This window comes from Rhizobacter sp. LjRoot28, assembly GCF_964253025.1.
Taxonomy (GTDB): Bacteria; Pseudomonadota; Gammaproteobacteria; order Burkholderiales; family Burkholderiaceae_C; genus Rhizobacter.
Genome location: NZ_CAXUQC020000001.1, coordinates 675,855 through 692,183, shown reverse-complemented (window position 1 = coordinate 692,183; position 16,329 = coordinate 675,855). Strand labels below are relative to the sequence as shown.

At 69.2% G+C, this 16,329-nt stretch carries 15 protein-coding genes and 1 tRNA gene; 9 read left to right on the top strand and 7 right to left on the bottom strand.

Going from position 1 to position 16,329, the window contains the following annotated elements; translation table 11 throughout:
* The first annotated feature begins 13 nt into the window (after positions 1-13).
* A complete protein-coding gene (locus ACSQ2F_RS03315; protein WP_436019745.1) occupies positions 14-1,027 on the top strand; it encodes a class 1 fructose-bisphosphatase in 1,014 nt (337 codons plus the stop codon).
* Positions 1,028-1,079: 52 nt separating this feature from the next.
* Positions 1,080-1,155, top strand: a tRNA-Thr gene (locus ACSQ2F_RS03310).
* Between the two features lie 82 nt (positions 1,156-1,237).
* Here the strand turns inward: ACSQ2F_RS03310 and ACSQ2F_RS03305 are convergent.
* From ACSQ2F_RS03305 to ACSQ2F_RS03285, 5 genes are all read right to left on the bottom strand, one after another.
* On the bottom strand, positions 1,238-1,627 hold the full coding sequence (locus tag ACSQ2F_RS03305) for a cupin domain-containing protein (RefSeq protein ID WP_436019743.1): 390 nt from the start codon (positions 1,625-1,627) through the stop codon (positions 1,238-1,240).
* 105 nt (positions 1,628-1,732) lie between these two features.
* Complete coding sequence (locus ACSQ2F_RS03300; RefSeq protein WP_436019741.1) at positions 1,733-2,950, bottom strand: pectate lyase; 1,218 nt, start codon at positions 2,948-2,950, stop codon at positions 1,733-1,735.
* A gap of 432 nt (positions 2,951-3,382) precedes the next feature.
* The gene (locus tag ACSQ2F_RS03295) at positions 3,383-4,729 is read right to left on the bottom strand and encodes a Y-family DNA polymerase (protein ID WP_436019739.1); all 1,347 of its coding nucleotides are present in this window, start codon (positions 4,727-4,729) and stop codon (positions 3,383-3,385) included.
* A gap of 10 nt (positions 4,730-4,739) precedes the next feature.
* Positions 4,740-5,180: a LexA family protein gene (locus ACSQ2F_RS03290; RefSeq protein WP_436019737.1), complete on the bottom strand. Its 441-nt coding sequence runs from the start codon at positions 5,178-5,180 to the stop codon at positions 4,740-4,742.
* 206 nt (positions 5,181-5,386) lie between these two features.
* A complete protein-coding gene (locus ACSQ2F_RS03285) occupies positions 5,387-7,291 on the bottom strand; it encodes an acyltransferase family protein (RefSeq protein WP_436019734.1) in 1,905 nt (634 codons plus the stop codon).
* A 186-nt stretch (positions 7,292-7,477) separates the two neighbouring features.
* On the opposite strand from ACSQ2F_RS03285, the gene ACSQ2F_RS03280 reads away from it, so the two are divergent.
* The 4 genes from ACSQ2F_RS03280 to ACSQ2F_RS03265 all read left to right on the top strand — a co-directional run bounded on the left by ACSQ2F_RS03280 (position 7,478) and on the right by ACSQ2F_RS03265 (position 11,292).
* A complete protein-coding gene (locus tag ACSQ2F_RS03280; RefSeq protein WP_436019732.1) occupies positions 7,478-7,873 on the top strand; it encodes a VanZ family protein in 396 nt (131 codons plus the stop codon).
* Positions 7,874-8,009: 136 nt separating this feature from the next.
* Entirely contained in the window at positions 8,010-8,567 is a 558-nt protein-coding gene (gene msrA, locus ACSQ2F_RS03275; RefSeq protein ID WP_436019730.1) for a peptide-methionine (S)-S-oxide reductase MsrA, read from the top strand.
* A 194-nt stretch (positions 8,568-8,761) separates the two neighbouring features.
* Positions 8,762-9,148 (top strand): hypothetical protein, encoded by a 387-nt coding sequence (locus ACSQ2F_RS03270; protein ID WP_436019728.1) that lies wholly within the window; start codon positions 8,762-8,764, stop codon positions 9,146-9,148.
* A 95-nt stretch (positions 9,149-9,243) separates the two neighbouring features.
* Positions 9,244-11,292 carry a TonB-dependent receptor gene (locus ACSQ2F_RS03265; protein WP_436019726.1) on the top strand — a complete coding sequence of 683 codons (2,049 nt, stop codon included), beginning with the start codon at positions 9,244-9,246 and terminating at the stop codon, positions 11,290-11,292.
* Between the two features lie 34 nt (positions 11,293-11,326).
* Here ACSQ2F_RS03265 and pdxH read toward each other — a convergent pair whose 3' ends face one another.
* On the bottom strand, positions 11,327-11,962 hold the full coding sequence (pdxH, locus tag ACSQ2F_RS03260; protein WP_436019724.1) for a pyridoxamine 5'-phosphate oxidase: 636 nt from the start codon (positions 11,960-11,962) through the stop codon (positions 11,327-11,329).
* A 169-nt stretch (positions 11,963-12,131) separates the two neighbouring features.
* On the opposite strand from pdxH, the gene ACSQ2F_RS03255 reads away from it, so the two are divergent.
* A complete protein-coding gene (locus ACSQ2F_RS03255; RefSeq protein WP_436019722.1) occupies positions 12,132-12,758 on the top strand; it encodes a nucleotidyltransferase family protein in 627 nt (208 codons plus the stop codon).
* A gap of 52 nt (positions 12,759-12,810) precedes the next feature.
* On the opposite strand, the gene ACSQ2F_RS03250 is transcribed toward ACSQ2F_RS03255, so the two are convergent.
* On the bottom strand, positions 12,811-13,431 hold the full coding sequence (locus ACSQ2F_RS03250; protein ID WP_436019720.1) for a gamma-glutamylcyclotransferase: 621 nt from the start codon (positions 13,429-13,431) through the stop codon (positions 12,811-12,813).
* 44 nt (positions 13,432-13,475) lie between these two features.
* Between ACSQ2F_RS03250 and ACSQ2F_RS03245 the strand changes: the two genes are divergently transcribed.
* Together ACSQ2F_RS03245 and ACSQ2F_RS03240 are read left to right on the top strand one after the other, a co-directional pair.
* Entirely contained in the window at positions 13,476-13,946 is a 471-nt protein-coding gene (locus ACSQ2F_RS03245) for an OmpA family protein (RefSeq protein WP_436019718.1), read from the top strand.
* 192 nt (positions 13,947-14,138) lie between these two features.
* On the top strand, positions 14,139-16,271 hold the full coding sequence (locus tag ACSQ2F_RS03240; RefSeq protein ID WP_436019716.1) for an AsmA family protein: 2,133 nt from the start codon (positions 14,139-14,141) through the stop codon (positions 16,269-16,271).
* Positions 16,272-16,329: the final 58 nt, after the last annotated feature.

Below are 16,329 nucleotides of genomic sequence, written 5' to 3'. Positions count from 1 at the left end.
GAGGACCTTTCCAATGAGTAAACGCATCAGCTTGACCCAGTACCTGGTCGAGCAGCAACGCATGCACGGGCACATCCCGTCGCAGCTGCGGCTGCTAATCGAGGTGGTGGCCCGCGCGTGCAAGCGCATCAGCATCAACGTCAACAAGGGCGCCCTCGGCGACGTGCTGGGCAGCGCCGGCAGCGAGAACGTGCAAGGCGAGGTGCAGAAGAAGCTCGACATCATCGCCAACGAGGTGCTGATCGAGGCCAACGAATGGGGTGGCGCGCTGGCCGCCATGGCCAGCGAGGAAATGGAAGGCATCTACGTGGTGCCGAACCGCTACCCGCAGGGCGAGTACCTGCTGCTGTTCGACCCGCTCGATGGCTCGAGCAACATCGACGTCAACGTCAGCATCGGCACCATCTTCTCCGTGCTGAAGAAGCCGGAGAACGGTGCTGGCGTCAGCGAAGAGGACTTCCTCCAGGCGGGCAACCAGCAGGTGGCCGCGGGCTACTGCGTCTATGGCCCGCAGACGACCCTCGTGCTCACCGTGGGCGATGGCGTGGCGATGTTCACGCTCGACCGTGAACAGGGCTCATGGGTGCTGACCGCCGACGACCTGCAGATTCCGGCCGACACCAAGGAATTCGCGATCAACATGAGCAACATGCGGCACTGGGCCCCGCCCGTGAAGCAGTACATCGACGAATGCCTGGCCGGCAAGACGGGGCCGCGCGGCAAGGACTTCAACATGCGCTGGATCGCCAGCATGGTGGCGGACGTGCACCGCATCCTCACCCGCGGCGGCGTGTTCATGTACCCCTGGGACCAGCGTGAGCCGGACAAGCCCGGCAAGCTGCGCCTGATGTACGAGGCGAACCCGATGAGCTTTCTCATCGAGCAGGCGGGCGGCGCGGCCACCAACGGCTACGAGCGCATCCTCGACATCCGTCCCGGCAAGCTCCACGAGCGCGTCAGCGTGGTGCTCGGCTCGAAAAATGAGGTCGAACGCGTCACCGGGTATCACAAGACGCCCAAGAGCTGATTTTCTTGCTCTATAATCGCGGGCTTCACAGGCCTCAGGGCCGACGTGAAACGCCGGTGTAGCTCAGTTGGTAGAGCAGCGCATTCGTAATGCGAAGGTCGAGGGTTCGACTCCTTTCACCGGCACCAATCGCCCGAACAACCCACCCGCCTCCCGAGGCCGGTGGGTTGTTTTCATTGGGCCGCCCGGATGGTCGATGCCAGGCCGGCTTCAGTCCCCGGTGACCGGGCGGTGCTGCGTCCCCGCGCCAAGGGTCACGAAGAGCATGCGGCTCGGCGCCGTCACCTCGGCGGTATGCCAGACGCCCCGAGGCACGACGACGGCGGCACGGCCGCGAAGCGGAACGCGGGTCGGTCCTTCCGGACGGTCCAGCACGAACGTGGCCTCGCCCGAGAGCAGGTAGACGAACTCGTCACCTTCAGGGTGCATCTCCCAGCTGGCCCAGTCGGCATCGCATTCGAACTCGGACACCAGCCATCGCCGGCCCATGTCGTCCAGCTCGGCGGGCGGTCGGGCCCAGAAGGCTTCGCCCCCTGGCACCGGTTCGGTCGCACCGGTCGGGCCAAGCAGCACGTAGGTCAGGGACGGATCAATCGACATGAGGTCTTCCCTTCTGGCCTGGAGCACGCGATCGGAGGACGTGGGCCGTGCAGTCACCGGGGCCCTCGACCGGCGCTGACCGAGGGCCCGGGAGTCAGCGACCCGTCACTTCATGCCGCAGCTCGCGTACTGGCCGCCTGCGTAGCAGATCGCCTTCACGTCGCTCAGCTGCGCATTGCTGAGCGAGAAGGTGCTGCGGTTGCAGTCCGACCGGAACACGGCCTCCTTGATGTTGCTGAGGCGCGCGCCGTTCACGGTGACGCGCACCGGGTAGCACTTGCCTCCGTTCTCCCGGAAGAGCTTGCCGGCGACGTTGACCACCGCGTTCTCGAGCTTGAAGGTGGTGGGCGCGTTGAGCTGGAAGAACTTGTCGTTGGCCTCCGACCCGGTGATGTTGCGCACCGTCACCGTCGCGGCCGCCTTGACCGTCAGGGCGTCCTCGCCGACATCCGTCCAGGTGATGTTGTCGACCGTGGCGTCGCCGTAGATGTGGATCCCGTCAGCGCCGTTGCGGCCGATGATGACGTTCTTCAGCACGCCGCCCTTCTCGACCAGGAAGACCGGGTCCTGGCCCTCGGCCTGGCCGCCATCGCTGAACGTCGGGTTGAACGTGCGGCACCCGCCGTCGAAGACCTGGCCCGCCCGCACGATCTGCGTCTGGGACAGCGACACCGACCCCGTGGACCGGCAGCTGGCGCCCGTGATCGTCCCGCTCGGTGGGGGCGTGGAACCCCCGTCGTCGGGCGGCTCGCCACCGCCCGGCGGGGTGCCGCCATGCGCGAACACTTCGAACTCGCCGATGCGCGGAAGGCCGACCGCGCGGTCGATGAGCAGGTCCAGCTTGCTGCTGGCGACCGGAGCGAAGCTGATCGACCGGTTGGCGCCCAGGCCGCTGCCCGAGGCGAGCACCTGACCGGTGTCGTTGTTGATCAGCCGCCAGGCGGTCACCGTCTGGGTCAGTTCATGGATGGTGACGCTGCTGACCGTGGCGCTGAAGCCTTTCGCGGAGATGCGCTGGCCGTAGCGGGACGTCGGTTGCCAATAGGTGTCGGTGTCGCCGTCGATGACGTTCCCGAAACTCGTGCCGCTGGCTTTGGTGGTGCCATCGGCAGCGGTGGCGATGCTGGTGCCAGCGGCGGCCGCCAGCGCCGACACGGTCGCCTGCATGTCGAGACTGCGTTCGGCCTCCACGCTGGCAGTGGGGCGGGCGGTGGCGCTGTCGGCATCACTGGCGTCAGTGCCGCCGCCGCCACAGCCGACCAATGTCGCGCCCATCAACGCCGCCAGGGCGGACTTCCTGAATGTGCCTTTCTTGAATGGCATGAATGTCTCCTCGCACAAGGGCGAAGGCGTGCCGGTCGTGCGCCGGTTCCGCCCTGCCCCACGCCGGCCGAGGGCCGGCCAGGGATCCGGCGGCCGCGCGCGACCGCCAGCACGGGTGCAGGCCGACGACCGGGTCGAGGCCCGATCGCCAAGCTGCACGGCCGGAGTCCCCTCCGGCCGGGAGCCAGTCTAACGACGGACCGCCGCCCGGCTTGATTCACCTCCTCGAGGCAGGGCCAGCCGTCGCGACGTGGACGGTTCTCGCGGACGCAGACCGCCGAACCGGATCGCGGCGGCGTCATCTGCCGCCTCGACGCCTCGAGGCGGGAGCCGTCGGTTCCGCTTCGGACGGCGCCCGACGCCGGCAGGCGCCGATTCGTTCAAAGGCGGCAATCACCGCGGACAGCTCACCCCGGAGGGTCTACGGCGCCCTCACGCCCTCACCGTGGCAATCTCCTCCAGCCGCGTCGTGTACCTGGGCGACCTGCGCTCCTGCCTCGACGCATGGCGCTGCGCTCCCTGCGCTCGCTGCAACCCGCTCGCCACGCCGACGGCGCCGAGGCCGAATTTCAGGTTCAGCGCGTCCACGGCGTTCATCAGCCGTGCGTTCGCGGCTGTCGCCCGTGCCCCCGCCTCCGTCGACAGCGCCGAAGGACCGACCGGTTCGGCGAACAGGTCCAACTCGCCCTGTGCCTGGCCCTCGTCGCACAGGTCGACCAGCATGACGCCGGCCTTCACGTAGTTGTGCCCCGGGCGGAACATGCGCTCCAGCGCCGACAGCGCCGCAGCGATGAGGGCCCGCGTATCGGATGTGGGCCGCACGAGGGGCATCGTGATGCTCGGGCTGTGCTGGGCGTCCTGGCGGCGGTGCGGGCTGGTGGTGATGAACACCCGCACGGCGGCGGCCAGGCTGTGCTGGGCACGCAGCTTGGCCGCCACGCGGGTCGTGAAGCCACTGACGATTTCGCTGAGGGCGGTGATGTCGGTGGCGGGTTCGCCGAACGAGCGTGACGCCATGATCTGCTGGTTGGGCGCGGGGGCATCGTCAACGTCGAGGCAGGAGGTTCCGCGCAGTTCGAACACCGTTTTCTCGAGCAGCACATTGAACTGGCGACGCAGGGTGGCGACGTCGGCATTCACCAGATCGAGCACGGTACGGATGCTGCCCTCGTTCAGCCGGGCGGTGGTCTTCCGGCCAACACCCCACACGCTGCCCACATCGGTGCGGCGCAGGATGTCGTCGAGTTGGCTCTGGCTCATGCACCCGAAGTCGCAGACTCGGGCCACATGCGCAGGGTAGGTGCCGGGCTTGCGATCCTCGGTCTTGGCGACGTGGTTGGCCAGCTTGGCCAGCGTCTTGGTGGGACCGAAACCCACGCTGGTCGGAAGGCCGGTGCATTGCAGCACCGCTGCACGCAGGTGGCGGCCGGTGTCGATCAGGTCGCCACGGACGCCCTCGAAATCGAGGAAGCATTCGTCGATGCTGTAGATCTCCTGGCGAGGCGCGTACTGAGCCGCCAACGCCATCATGCGGCTGGACATGTCGCCGTAGAGCTCGAAGTTGGCCGACTGTGCGATGAGGCCGGCAGAGCGCTCGAGGTGGCGCACCTCGAACCACGGCTGCGCCATCTTGACGCCCAGGTCCTTGGCCTCGTTGCTGCGCGCGATGCAGGCACCGTCGTTGCTGGACAGCACCACCACCGGCCGGCCGATCAGCGAAGGCTTGAACACACGCTCGCAACTGACGTACATGTTGTTGACGTCGACGAGGGCGAACATGCTCGTCACCTCACACCTTCAGCGATTTCATGACGGTGGTGACCACGCCCCACAGCTGGAACTCGTCGCCTTCGCGTGGGTGCACCGCAGCCACGGCCGGGTCGGTGGCGCACAGGCTGAGCGCATCGCCTTGCCGTACCAGCCGGCGGCACAGGAATTCCTGGTCCACCACGGCGATGACCACGTGGCCATGGGCCGGCGTGACGGCCCGATCGACCAGCACGATGTCACCGTCGTCGATGCCGGCATCGCGCATTGCCGTGCCGGCCACACGCATCATGTAAGTGGCCTGGGGGTTCCTGATGAAGACGTCGTTGAGGTCCAGGCGCGTGACGCCGGACTCGGTGGCCGGCGACCCGAAACTGATGGCGACACTGGTGCGCACCGGCTGGGCCGAGGTGGTGGAATCGCGCCCGACGCGGACGACCCGGGGCTCCGAGGAATCTTCCATGCAGCTACTCCTGCGGCAAGGTGGCAGCGCGCCACGGGGCCCCATGCGGCCCGCCCTGCGCATGCGGTCTCGCATGCGCAATGATGCCGAGCTTACGCTCTGGCGGCAGGGGCGCGGTCATGGTGAGGATCGGCGGCGTCGGGGACCACAACTGTATATAAATACAGCACACCAGTCCACCGGAACGATGCAGCGCGCGCGGCGGATCAGGGCGGCGCGCCGAGCCAGGGCGCCAGTGCCTCGCGCGCCGCATGCACCGACCCGGCCGGCGTCAGGTGACCGTAGTCGACGACAAGGAGGTCCGGCTCGCCGTCGTCATTGCGGATGCGGGCGCGACAAGCGGATCCTTCACAGAGCGCCTTGATGAGCGACACGTAGGTGACGGGCGAGTCGGTCAACTGCGCTTGCAGGCGTCGGTCGGTTTCGAGCACCGCGCCATCGAGCCCCTCGGCCACGTGGCTCGCCGTAGCGCGCAGGTCACGCGCCACGATGACGGGCAGCGAGGGGCGCCACTGCGGCGTCGGCCCCAGGAGCACGAGTTGGCCACCATGCGCCGCGATGTAGCGGGCCATGGCGTGCCAGTCGGTCAGCTCGTGCTTCTCGCGCTGGGCCATGAACACACGCCGTGGTCGCTCGCGCTCGATGAACGCCCGCGCCGTCGTGTTGCCTGCCCGGCAGGTGGCATTCGAGCGGGCATCGTCGAGCGTCGGCGTGCAGCCGCTCGTGGCCACCACCGCGAGGTCGACGCCGGGCGACAGTTCACGTCGGATGCCGTGGGCGAGGGCCTGGGCGTGGGAGTCGCCCCACAGCAGGTAGACCGGGCGGCCGGGGCCAACGGCCGTGCAGGCCGGGTCGATGGCCGGCTTGCGGCCACCGGTGGGCCAATCGTAAAAGTCGCACCGTTCCTCATAGGCGTCCGACAAGCCGAACTTGTGCAGCTTGGCGTAGCGATCGAGGAAGACGCGCACCTCGTCATCGTGGACGCCGCGCCGCGGCAGTCCCTCCGCGAGCACCACCGCGCCGGCCAGGGCCGCGACGGCCACGTAGGCCGCGAGCAGTGGGGTGACCGGACGCTGCGGCGCCCGGCGGATGGGCGTCTCCAGGAGGCGGGTGGTAAGCCACGCCAGCAGGACGGCAAGCAGCACGAGGCCGGCACGCGTCGGGTCGGACAACGGTGTGTAGTGGTTCGCCGTCAGCGCCAACGCCAGCAAGGGCCAGTGCCAGAGGTAGAGCGGGTAGCTGATGTGCCCGAACCAGACGGCCAGCCGATGTGACAGCAGCACGCGGTTGACGCGCGCCTGCGGACCCGCCGAGATGAGCAGCGCCGCCCCGAGTACGGGCAGCAGCGCCCACCAGCCGGGAAAGGCCTTCTCCCGTGACGTGGCGGTGATCGCGACCAGCACCAGCACGGCGCCCAGGCCTGACCGCCACTCGCGGCCCCTGGCGAACCACTCGGGGCGCTGCTGCATCGCGAGCGCGAGCCATGCACCTGCAATGAGCTCCCAGGCACGGGTCCAGGGGGCGAAGAACGTGGCCGACGGATGCTCGGCGATGCCGAGCACGTTGGCGGCGAACGACATCGCCGCGAGCGCCGCCAGCACCGGCAATGGACGCCACCGACGCCGCCAGACGAGGGCCAGCACCACCGGCCAGACGATGTAGAACTGTTCCTCGATGGCGAGGCTCCACAGGTGCAGCAGTGGCTTGTATTCGGAGGCGGTGTCGAAGTAGCCGGCTTCACGCCAGAGCAGGAGGTTCGACAGGAAGCCCGCGCCACCGAGCGTCTGCCATCCGAGCGCGCGGTAGTCGCCGGCCAGCAGGAGGAACCATCCGGCGGCGAGGCAGGTGGCCAGCACCAGCACCAGGGCGGGAAAGATGCGTCGCACGCGGCGACGGTAGAACTCGCGGTAGGTGAAGCTGCCCCGGGCAAGACCGCCCGCGATGATGGACGAGATCAGGAAGCCCGAGATGACGAAGAAGATGTCGACCCCGACGAACCCGCCGCGCAGCAGGTCCGGGTCGGCATGGAACAGCACGACCGAGATGACCGCCACGGCACGCAGCCCGTCGATGTCAGGGCGATAGGCAGGATGGTCGGGAGCAGTTGTCATGGGCGGAGGTGCACGGGCCGGCGGGGCCGGGCAGCGAAGGGCCGCACTTTACCTGCTGGTCAGGTGGCGACATTCCCCTGCACGCGGGCCGGCGCGTGGACTGAGGGCACACTGCCGGGGTCGCCTTGGTCCTCGGATGCCCCGAACGACTGCGGCTGCTCATGATCCATCGAACCTTCTCTCCCCATGGCCCCACCCGACCCCACCATCCCGTCCCCTGCCGCCGTTCGGGGCTGGCGCCTGCTGTTCACGGCGTTGCTGCTGGCCGTGCTGGCCTTGGCGCTCGCACCGCAACCGCCTCAGGCGCTCTCGGGCGGGTGGGACAAGCTGAACCATGCAGCCGCGTTTGCCGCCCTCGCCTTCAGCGGCCGCTTCGCGTTTCGCGGAGGCACGGCTGCCTGGGCTGCGCTGGGGGCGGCATTGCTGGCCGTGGGCGCAGGCATCGAGATGGGGCAGGCCTTCGTGCCTGGCCGGCAATGCGAATGGGCCGACCTGCTGGCTGACGGCATGGGAATGGCGGCCGGCCTGGCCGCCGCCGGGGCACTGGGTTGGCTCCTGAGGCCCGTTCCCGCGCGACGTTGAAACGGGGCCGCCCGAATGCCCCATGTCATTGGCGGGGCGTTGGCCTTGCCGCAGAATGCCATGTCCACCGGCCAGCAGCACCCGCGCAGATCCGCGCCGATTCGCCGTGGCCACCTCAACACCACAGGGGCAACAGATGAACACGACCACGGAAACCATCACTCTCGGCGGCGGCTGCTTCTGGTGCGTGGAGGCCGTGTTCGAGCAGGTGGAGGGCGTGGTGGCCGTGGAATCGGGCTATTGCAACGGCCACGTCAAGAATCCGACCTACGAGCAGGTCTGCACGGGCGACACCGGCTACGCCGAGGTGGTCCGGGTGACCTTCGATCCGGCCCGCATCGGGCTGCACCAGGTGCTCGAGATCTTCTTCGTGGTGCATGACCCGACCACTCTCAACCGGCAGGGCAACGACGTGGGCACCCAATACCGCTCGGGGATCTATTACGAATCCCCTGCGCATGAACGCACCGCGCGCGAGGTGCTGGGTGAGCTGGTGGCCAGCGGCGCGTGCAGCGGACCCATCGTCACCGAACTGGCGCCGCTGGCCAACTACTCGCGTGCCGAGGCCTACCACCAGCATTACTTCGCCAACCACCCGGACCAGGGCTACTGCGCCTTTGTCGTGGCGCCCAAGGTGGAGAAGTTCCGCAAGACCTTCTCGCGCCACGTGCGGCAGGCCTCGTCAACCGCTTGACACGCATGGCAAGATGACGGGAGTGTGGGCGAGCGGTTCGGCGCGGCTCGTCAGGCGCGGGCAGCTCGCCACCCGGCAGGTCCGGCGCCTCCCGATGGCTCGACGATCAAGCGCCTCGTGCCCGACCTTCTCTTCTCCCTCTGCCTCGGCAGCCGCCATCGTCCCCCGTTGCCCGTACCTGCCCTGCCTGCCGGATGATCCGCACCCGCCTGCCCCGACACCGCCTTCGCGCCTGGCTCGTGCCATGCGCGATCGCGCTGCTGTTGCTCGCGCAGACGCTGGCCCTGGTTCACCGTCACGCCCACGGTCACGCGCACCGGGACGTCGAACCCATCGCCGTCGTGGTCGCGCAGGGCGACGCCACGTCGTCGGCCGAGGCGGCCGAGTCGGCCTTCGGAGAGCACACCCCCGCTGAATGTCGACTGTTCGACCAGCTCGGCGCCAGCGATCTGGCGCCCTTGCCATCGTTGCCGGAGCAGGCCGGCACGACACCATCCACCACCCACCCTTCGCCAGCGGCCACGCCGCTGGCCCTGCGGCTGCGCGCCTTCCTGGCGCGCGGGCCGCCTTCACTCGCCTGAGCCCACGCTGCCACCCCGCCGTTCCGGCTGAGCCGGAACCGGCGCTTGCGCCCGCTCGACCCGAGCGGCGTGTTTCCTTGCGAGAGAACGTTTCCATGGTTTCCCATTCCTTCCTGCGCCCCCTGGCGCTGCCCGCGGCATTGGCGCTCGCCTTCTCGAGCGGCGCCCGCGCCCAGTCCACCGAACCCGTGCCCGCGCGGCTCGACCCCGTCGTCGTGACCGGCAACCCGCTCGGCTCGCCCGAGATCGCCGCACCGACGAGCGTGCTGGCCGGCGACGCGCTGACCCTGCGTCGCGCCAGCTCGCTGGGCGAGACCCTGACCGGCCTGCCCGGGGTCTCGTCGTCCTACTTCGGACCGAATGCCAGCCGCCCCGTCATCCGCGGGCTCGACGGCGACCGGGTCCGCGTGCTGGGCAACGGAGGCGCGGCGCTCGACGCAGCCACCCTCAGCTTCGACCACGCCGTGCCCATCGACCCGCTGGTGGTCGACCGAATCGAAGTGCTGCGCGGTCCGGCCGCACTGCTGTACGGCGGCAACGCGATCGGCGGTGTGGTGAACGCGATGGACAACCGCATCCCCCGCCAGCCCCTGAAAGGCCTGTCCGGCACGGCCGAAGTGAGAGCCGGCGGCGCCGAGCGCGAGCTGGGCGCCGCCGCTGTCATCGAGGGCGGCACCGAAGCGATCACCTGGCACGTTGACGCCTTCGGACGCGACACCGAGGACCTGAGCGTGCCGGATCACGTGCCCGTCGAGGATGGCACGCCTCTCGAGTCGACCGACCGGGTGCGCAACTCGTCGAGCCGCGCCCAGGGCGGCGCGCTCGGCGCCTCGTTGTTCTTCGATCATGGGCAGACCGGCCTGTCGGTGGACACGTACAAGAGCAACTACGGGGTCGTGGTCGAGCCGGACGTGCGCATCCGCATGAAGCGCGACCACGTCGCCTGGTCCGGCGAAGTGCGCGACCTCGGCGGGCCCCTGCGCAAACTGCAGGCACAGCTGAACCACACCGACTATCACCACGAGGAGATCGAGGGCAGCGGCGAGATCGGCACCACCTTCCGCACGCGCGGCACCGAACTGCGGCTGCAGGCCGAGCACGCCCCGCTCGGACCCGTGCGCGGCGTGGTGGGCGTGCAGGCAGAAGACGTGGACTTCTCGGCCCTGGGCGAGGAAGCGTTCGTGCCGACCACGTCGACGCGCAAGCTCGCGCTCTTCGCCGTCGAGGAACTGGACTGGCGGGGCGGAACCTTGCAAGGGGGCGCCCGTGTCGAGCGGGTGAAGGTCGGCTCCGAGGGCGATGCCGATCCGGCGGACGCGCGCTTCGGTCCGGCAACGGACCGCCGCTTCTCACTGGCCAGTGCCTCGCTGTCGAACGTCTACCGGTTCGACAGCGCCTGGTCGATGACGGCGGCGCTGAGCCATACCGAACGCGCGCCCACGGCCTTCGAGCTCTTTGCCAACGGGGTGCACGCAGCAACCGCGACCTACGAGCGCGGAGATCCCACGCTCGGCACCGAGAAAGGCACCAACCTCGACGTGTCGGTGGCCTGGAAGAAGGGTCCGCACCAGCAGGTGCGACTGGGCGCCTACACGACGCGCTTTTCACGCTACATCTCTCTTGACGCCTCCGGCCGCGACATCGACGTCGTCGAAGACGGCGGCACCGAACAGGTCCCCGAGTACGTGTTCCGCCCTGTCCGGGCGCGTCTGTCGGGCGTCGAGCTGGAAGGCCGCACGCGCCTGCTCGAAGGCACCTGGACGCTGGACGCCTCCGGCAAGATCGACCTGACCCGCGGCAAGAACCTGGACAGTGGCGAAGCCCTGCCCCGCGTGGCGCCGATGCGCGCGACGGCGGGCCTGGCCGTCGGCACTGGCGGATGGACGGGTCGCGCCGAGGTCGAACACGCGGCACGCCAGACGCGCGTGCCGTCGACCGACCGGGAAACGCCGTCGCACACCCTCGTGAACCTCGCCTTGTCGCGCCGGTTCTCGCAGGGCGCTTCGATGGACGGGCTCTTCTTCGTGAAGCTGACCAACGTGGGCGACCGCCTGGCCTACAACGCGGCCAGCATCGACACCGTTCGCGGGCTCTCGCCGCTGCCGGGCCGCGCACTCAAGGCCGGGGTTCGGGTCAGCTTCTGAGGAAGGTGGCGCGCGGGCAGTTGCCTGTGCGCCACTAGGGCGCGAGGCGCTCGCGCACCCACGCGTCCGCTTCCAGGCGGTAGCGCAGTCGGTCGTGCAGGCGTGACTTGCGCCCTTGCCAGAATTCCCAGGTGTCGGGAACGAGGCGGTAGCCGCCCCAGTGCGGCGGCCGCGGGGGCTGCAAGGCGAAGCGGGCAGCGGCCTTCGCCGCATTGGCCACGAGCACGGCCCGCGAATGGACCACCTGGCTCTGCGGCGAGGCCCAGGCCCCGAGGCGGGAGTCGAGTGGCCGGCTGGCGAAGTAGGCGTCGGACTCCTCGGCGCTGACCTTCTCCACGCTGCCCTCGATGCGCACCACCCGTTCGAGCTCCACCCAGTGGAACTGAAGCGCGGCGAACGGATGTGCCTCGATCTCCCGCCCCTTGCGGCTTTCGTAGTTGGTGTACCAGACGAGTCCGCGCACATCGAAGCCCTTGATGAGCACGATGCGCGTGGACGGGCGACCGTTGGCGCCCACCGTGGCCACCGTCATGGCGTTGGGTTCGGGGATCTGTCCGTCCAGTGCCTGCTGGAACCACAGCCCGAACTGGCGCAGGGGATCGGCTTCGGAGGCCGACTCGTCGAGTTCGGCCCGTTCGTAACTCTTGCGCAGCGCGGCGATGTCGGTCATCGGGCCAGTATAGGAAATCCCTGAGTGAGGCGCGGCGGGACTTGGCCTCCTCTCAGGTAAAGGCCTTAAGTAATGCCCCCACTGGATCGAAGTGGGCAAACGCCCCATTCTGGGAACCATAGACCCGCCCATCCCGGCCGGGTCGCAACCGATGTGGAAGGGCGGCCGAATGAAAGCGCGGCCAGCGGTGATTGTCCTGGCGGCCGGCCGCGGGAGCCGGTTCCAGGGCTTGCAGCACAAGCTGACGCAGGCCATCGGTTCGTCCACGGTGATCGCCACCACGCTGGCCAATGCGCTGGCGGTCGAACTCCCCGTGGTGGTCGTCACCACCGACTCGCTGGCCGAACTGGTCAGCAACCACGTGGCCACCCGCGACATCGTCCTGCTTCCCGCAGCCGACAGCCCGGCGGCACGGCAGGAGCTCGGCATGGGTTACTCCATTGCCGCAGGCGTCGCCGCGCGGTCGGATGCCTCGGGTTGGCTCATCCTGCCGGCGGACATGCCGCTGGTCCAGCCATCCACCCTCCGGCTGGTCGCCAGGCTGCTCGAGGACCATCCCGTGGCCTATGCCCAGCACCAGGGCAAGCGCGGCCACCCGGTCGGCTTTTCCGCCGAACTCTATTCCGAACTGATCCGGTTGACCGGTGACGAAGGCGCGCGGCGCTTGGTGGCCCGCTACCCCGGCCAGGTGGTGGAGGTGGATGACCCCGGCGTCCTGATCGACGTGGACACCGCCGAAGACCTGACGCACGTGCGCGCCACCTACGCCATGTCGCCGTTCCAGAACTCGGTCTGAACCCCGAGTCGCCCTGGGCGGACGGCGGCGGCCGGAAGCCCGGTCGGAGGTTTCAGTCAGCGGTCAGCGCGTGCTGCCGCGCGAGCGCCACCAGGCGCTCGATGCCACGGTCATGGATACCCCGGCTGCGCAGGCAGCGCGCCGTCTCGAGCAGGTAGGCCAGCGTGGTGCCGTACCGGCCACAGGCCTGGCGCAACACCTCCAGCATGCGGGCATCCTCCATCGGACCGGTGTAGTTCGGGCTGCTGCGGCTGAGCGTAAAGGCGAGCGCCGTGACCTCGCCCTCGGTCGTCTGACAGGGCAGCCAGCGGGGGTCATACACGCTGTTGGGCATCTCGCGCGCCCACAGGCGGGGCAGTTCGTCTTCCACGCGCTCCCGGGCGATGCGGTAGACCACGCCCCGGCAGGAGCCCCCTGCCACGAGCGCGAACACCAGGCCAGGACACTCCGGCGTGCCGCGGTTGATCCGTGAGGCCATCTGGAAGGCCCGATGCCAGCCATGCACCTTGGCGCTGCGCTGCTCGGCCGCCTCGAACTCCGGACGCCAGATCAGCGAGGCATAGCCGAACACCCAGAGATCTGAACGCCCACCCCAGGTTTCCCGGGCCACCGACAGCAGGTGGGCCGGCTCCCGATGGGGCGGCAGGGGGCGTAACGGAGCCACGGTTTGCATGGAAGCACACTCTAGAATGAAAAGCTGTCCCTGGGGAGAACTGCATGAGTGATCAGCAAGACGGCGCGGAAAAGTTCGCATTGACCCTCCTGGCCCTGCTCGTCGCGGCGGTCGTTGCCGGCAGCGTCGGCTTCGGCGTGTCGCGGGCACGGCCCTCGACTTCCGCCGCGGCCAGCAACGTGCCGGCCGACGCCATGGCGGTGTCGCCGGTGGAGACGCTCTATTTCGCAGTGGGCGACGATCAGTTGCCACCCGAAGCGAACGACGTGCTGTCCCGCGTGGCGGTGGCGGCCCGCTCCAACGCAGGTGCCACGATTGCCGTCTCGGGCTTCCATGACGCCAGCGGTGACCGGGCGGCCAACCAGGTTCTGGCCCTGCGACGCGCCGAGCAGGTGCGCCATGCACTGGAAGCCAACGGGGTGTCCCCCTCGCAGATCATCCTCGACAAGCCCGCCGAGACCTCGGGCGGCGGGGACGCGGCCCAGGCCCGGCGTGTGGAGATGCGGCTGCAGTGACCCTGACGCTGCGCGGGCGGGCTGGTAGGACAAGCCCGACAGCGGCTGCCGGTAGCCACTGATTACCGCGCCGGCGGGGGCGGCCTAACGTGCGGAACAGGCATGGCCTGTTGCCATGCGCCGCCCCGGAATCCCCATGACCTGTCCCTTCACGTCCGTCCGCCCGTCCATTCGGCACGACGGCCTGCCCCGATGAGCGACGAGCACGCCGACGTCGCCAACGCCGAGCCCGGTTCGCCGAGGCCCGCCCCCAAGCCGCGCCGCCGTCGTGCGCTGCGATGGCTCCTCATTGGCCTGGGCAGCTTCACCGCGCTGATCATCGCCTGCGAGATCGCCGGGTGGCCCTTCCTGGCCAAGCCGGTGGAACAAGCCCTGACCGACACGCTGCGCCGGGAGGTGCTGCTGCGGGAAGCCGAAGACTCGACGTCCACCCAGGGCGCGACTGTTCGCTTCTTCGGCGGCCTCACGGTCAAGGTGCCGCTGCTGCAGATCGCAGCGCCGGTCTGGAGCCAGCAGCCATTTTTCCTGCAGGCGCAGGACGCCGAGATGCGGCTGTCCTATGGCGCGCTGTGGCGGGCACGCAAAGGCCATCCGCTCGACATCGAACTGCTCCGCGCCAACCGTCTGGCCGTCAATGCCGAGCGCTTGAAGGACGGCCGGGCCTCCTGGCAATTCGGTGACCCCGCTGCGGCCCCCGCCGAACCGGACGAACGCATGGCCATGCCCACCGTCCGCGAACTGACCGTGCGCGATGGCCGCCTGAACTATGTCGATGCGCCCCTGCGGGCGAACATCCAGGGGCAGGTGCGGCTTTCCGAGGGCTCGGTGGCGGACAACGATGTGTCGGGACTGGTCGGCAAGGCAGAGGGCACCTACGGTGGCTACAAGGTCAATGCCGAGTTGTCCGCGGCCGGTGCGATGCCCCTGCTCGCGCCGGGCGAAGGCGCGGCACCGACCCCCGTGCAGTTCGAGATCCGCAGCAACCGCAGCGCCATCCGCTTCCGCGGCACGGTGACCGACGTGCTGCAACTGAGCGGCTTGAGCGGCGCGCTCAAGGTGAGCGGGCCTTCCCTCGGCGCAGTCGGCGAACCCCTCGGCGTCACTCTGCCCACCACCGGTCCGTTCGTCATCGACGGCAAGATTACCAAGCAGGGCGACCTCTGGCGCTTCGTCGCTGACCAGGCCACCGTGGGTTCCAGCCGCCTGCGCGCCGCCCTCACCTACGATGCCCGGCGCAAGGTGCCGTTGCTGGCAGGCGAGGTGCGCGGCCCCAACCTGATGCTGGTCGACCTGGCGCCGTCGATCGGTGCCCAGCCGGCGCCCCGCCCCGATGCCAAGCCGTCGGTGCCGGGCGCCCGCGTGCTTCCCAGCCGCGAATTCGACCTGCCGTCCCTGCGAGCGATGGATGCCAACGTGCTGATGTCCTTCGACCGGGTGGACCTGGGGGACCTGTTCGCCCTGCCCTTCAGTCCCCTCAAGACGCACCTGACCCTGCAGGGCGGTCGGCTGCGCCTGTCCGACCTGGAGGCCGCCACGGCCGAAGGCACGGTTCGCGGTGACATCTCGCTCGACGGCACCGGCAAGATCGCGCTGTGGAAGACCGACCTGCGCTGGAGCGATGTGCGGCTGGAGCGATGGCTCGACCAGAAGCGTGAAGGCGATGCACCGCCCTACCTCAGCGGCAGGCTGTTCGGTCGGGCGCAACTGGCCGGCGAGGGGCGATCGACGGCACAGATCCTCGGGAGCCTGGACGGTTCGGTGCGCACCTCGCTGCGTGGCGGCCAGATCTCCCACCTGGCCGTCGAGGCGGCCGGCATCGACGTGGCCGAACTGCTGGGCGTGCTCATTCGCGGTGACGAGGACCTTCCGGTGCAGTGCGCGCTCGTCGACCTGAAGGCCACCAACGGAGAGCTCAAGCCGCGGGCGATGGTGGTCGAGACCAAGGACTCCAACGTGTGGGTGGACGGAAGCCTGTCCCTGCGCGACGAGACCATGGACCTGCGCGCGGTGGTCTCGCCGAACGACTTCAGTCCGCTCACGCTGCGCACCCCCCTGCGGGTGAAAGGCAGCTTCAGCAAGCCGGACATCTCGCTGGAGAAGGCGCCGTTGGCGCGCAAGGCCGGCCTCGCCGTGTTGCTGGGTTTGATCAACCCGGCCGCCGCGTTGCTGCCGTTGCTCGATCCGGGCTCGGATGACAAGCACGCCCAGGACTGCGCCGGCCTCATCGAGCGCCTGCGAAAGGCCCCGGGTGCCCCGATCGGGCGGGCATCCGATGCGTCGACCGATGGTCAGCGCAAGGAGAACGCGCAGGCACGTGCAGAGTGAGCCCCTCGGCCGGATAATGCCGGCCACGGGCGCACAACGCCCATCCACCACGGGTCAC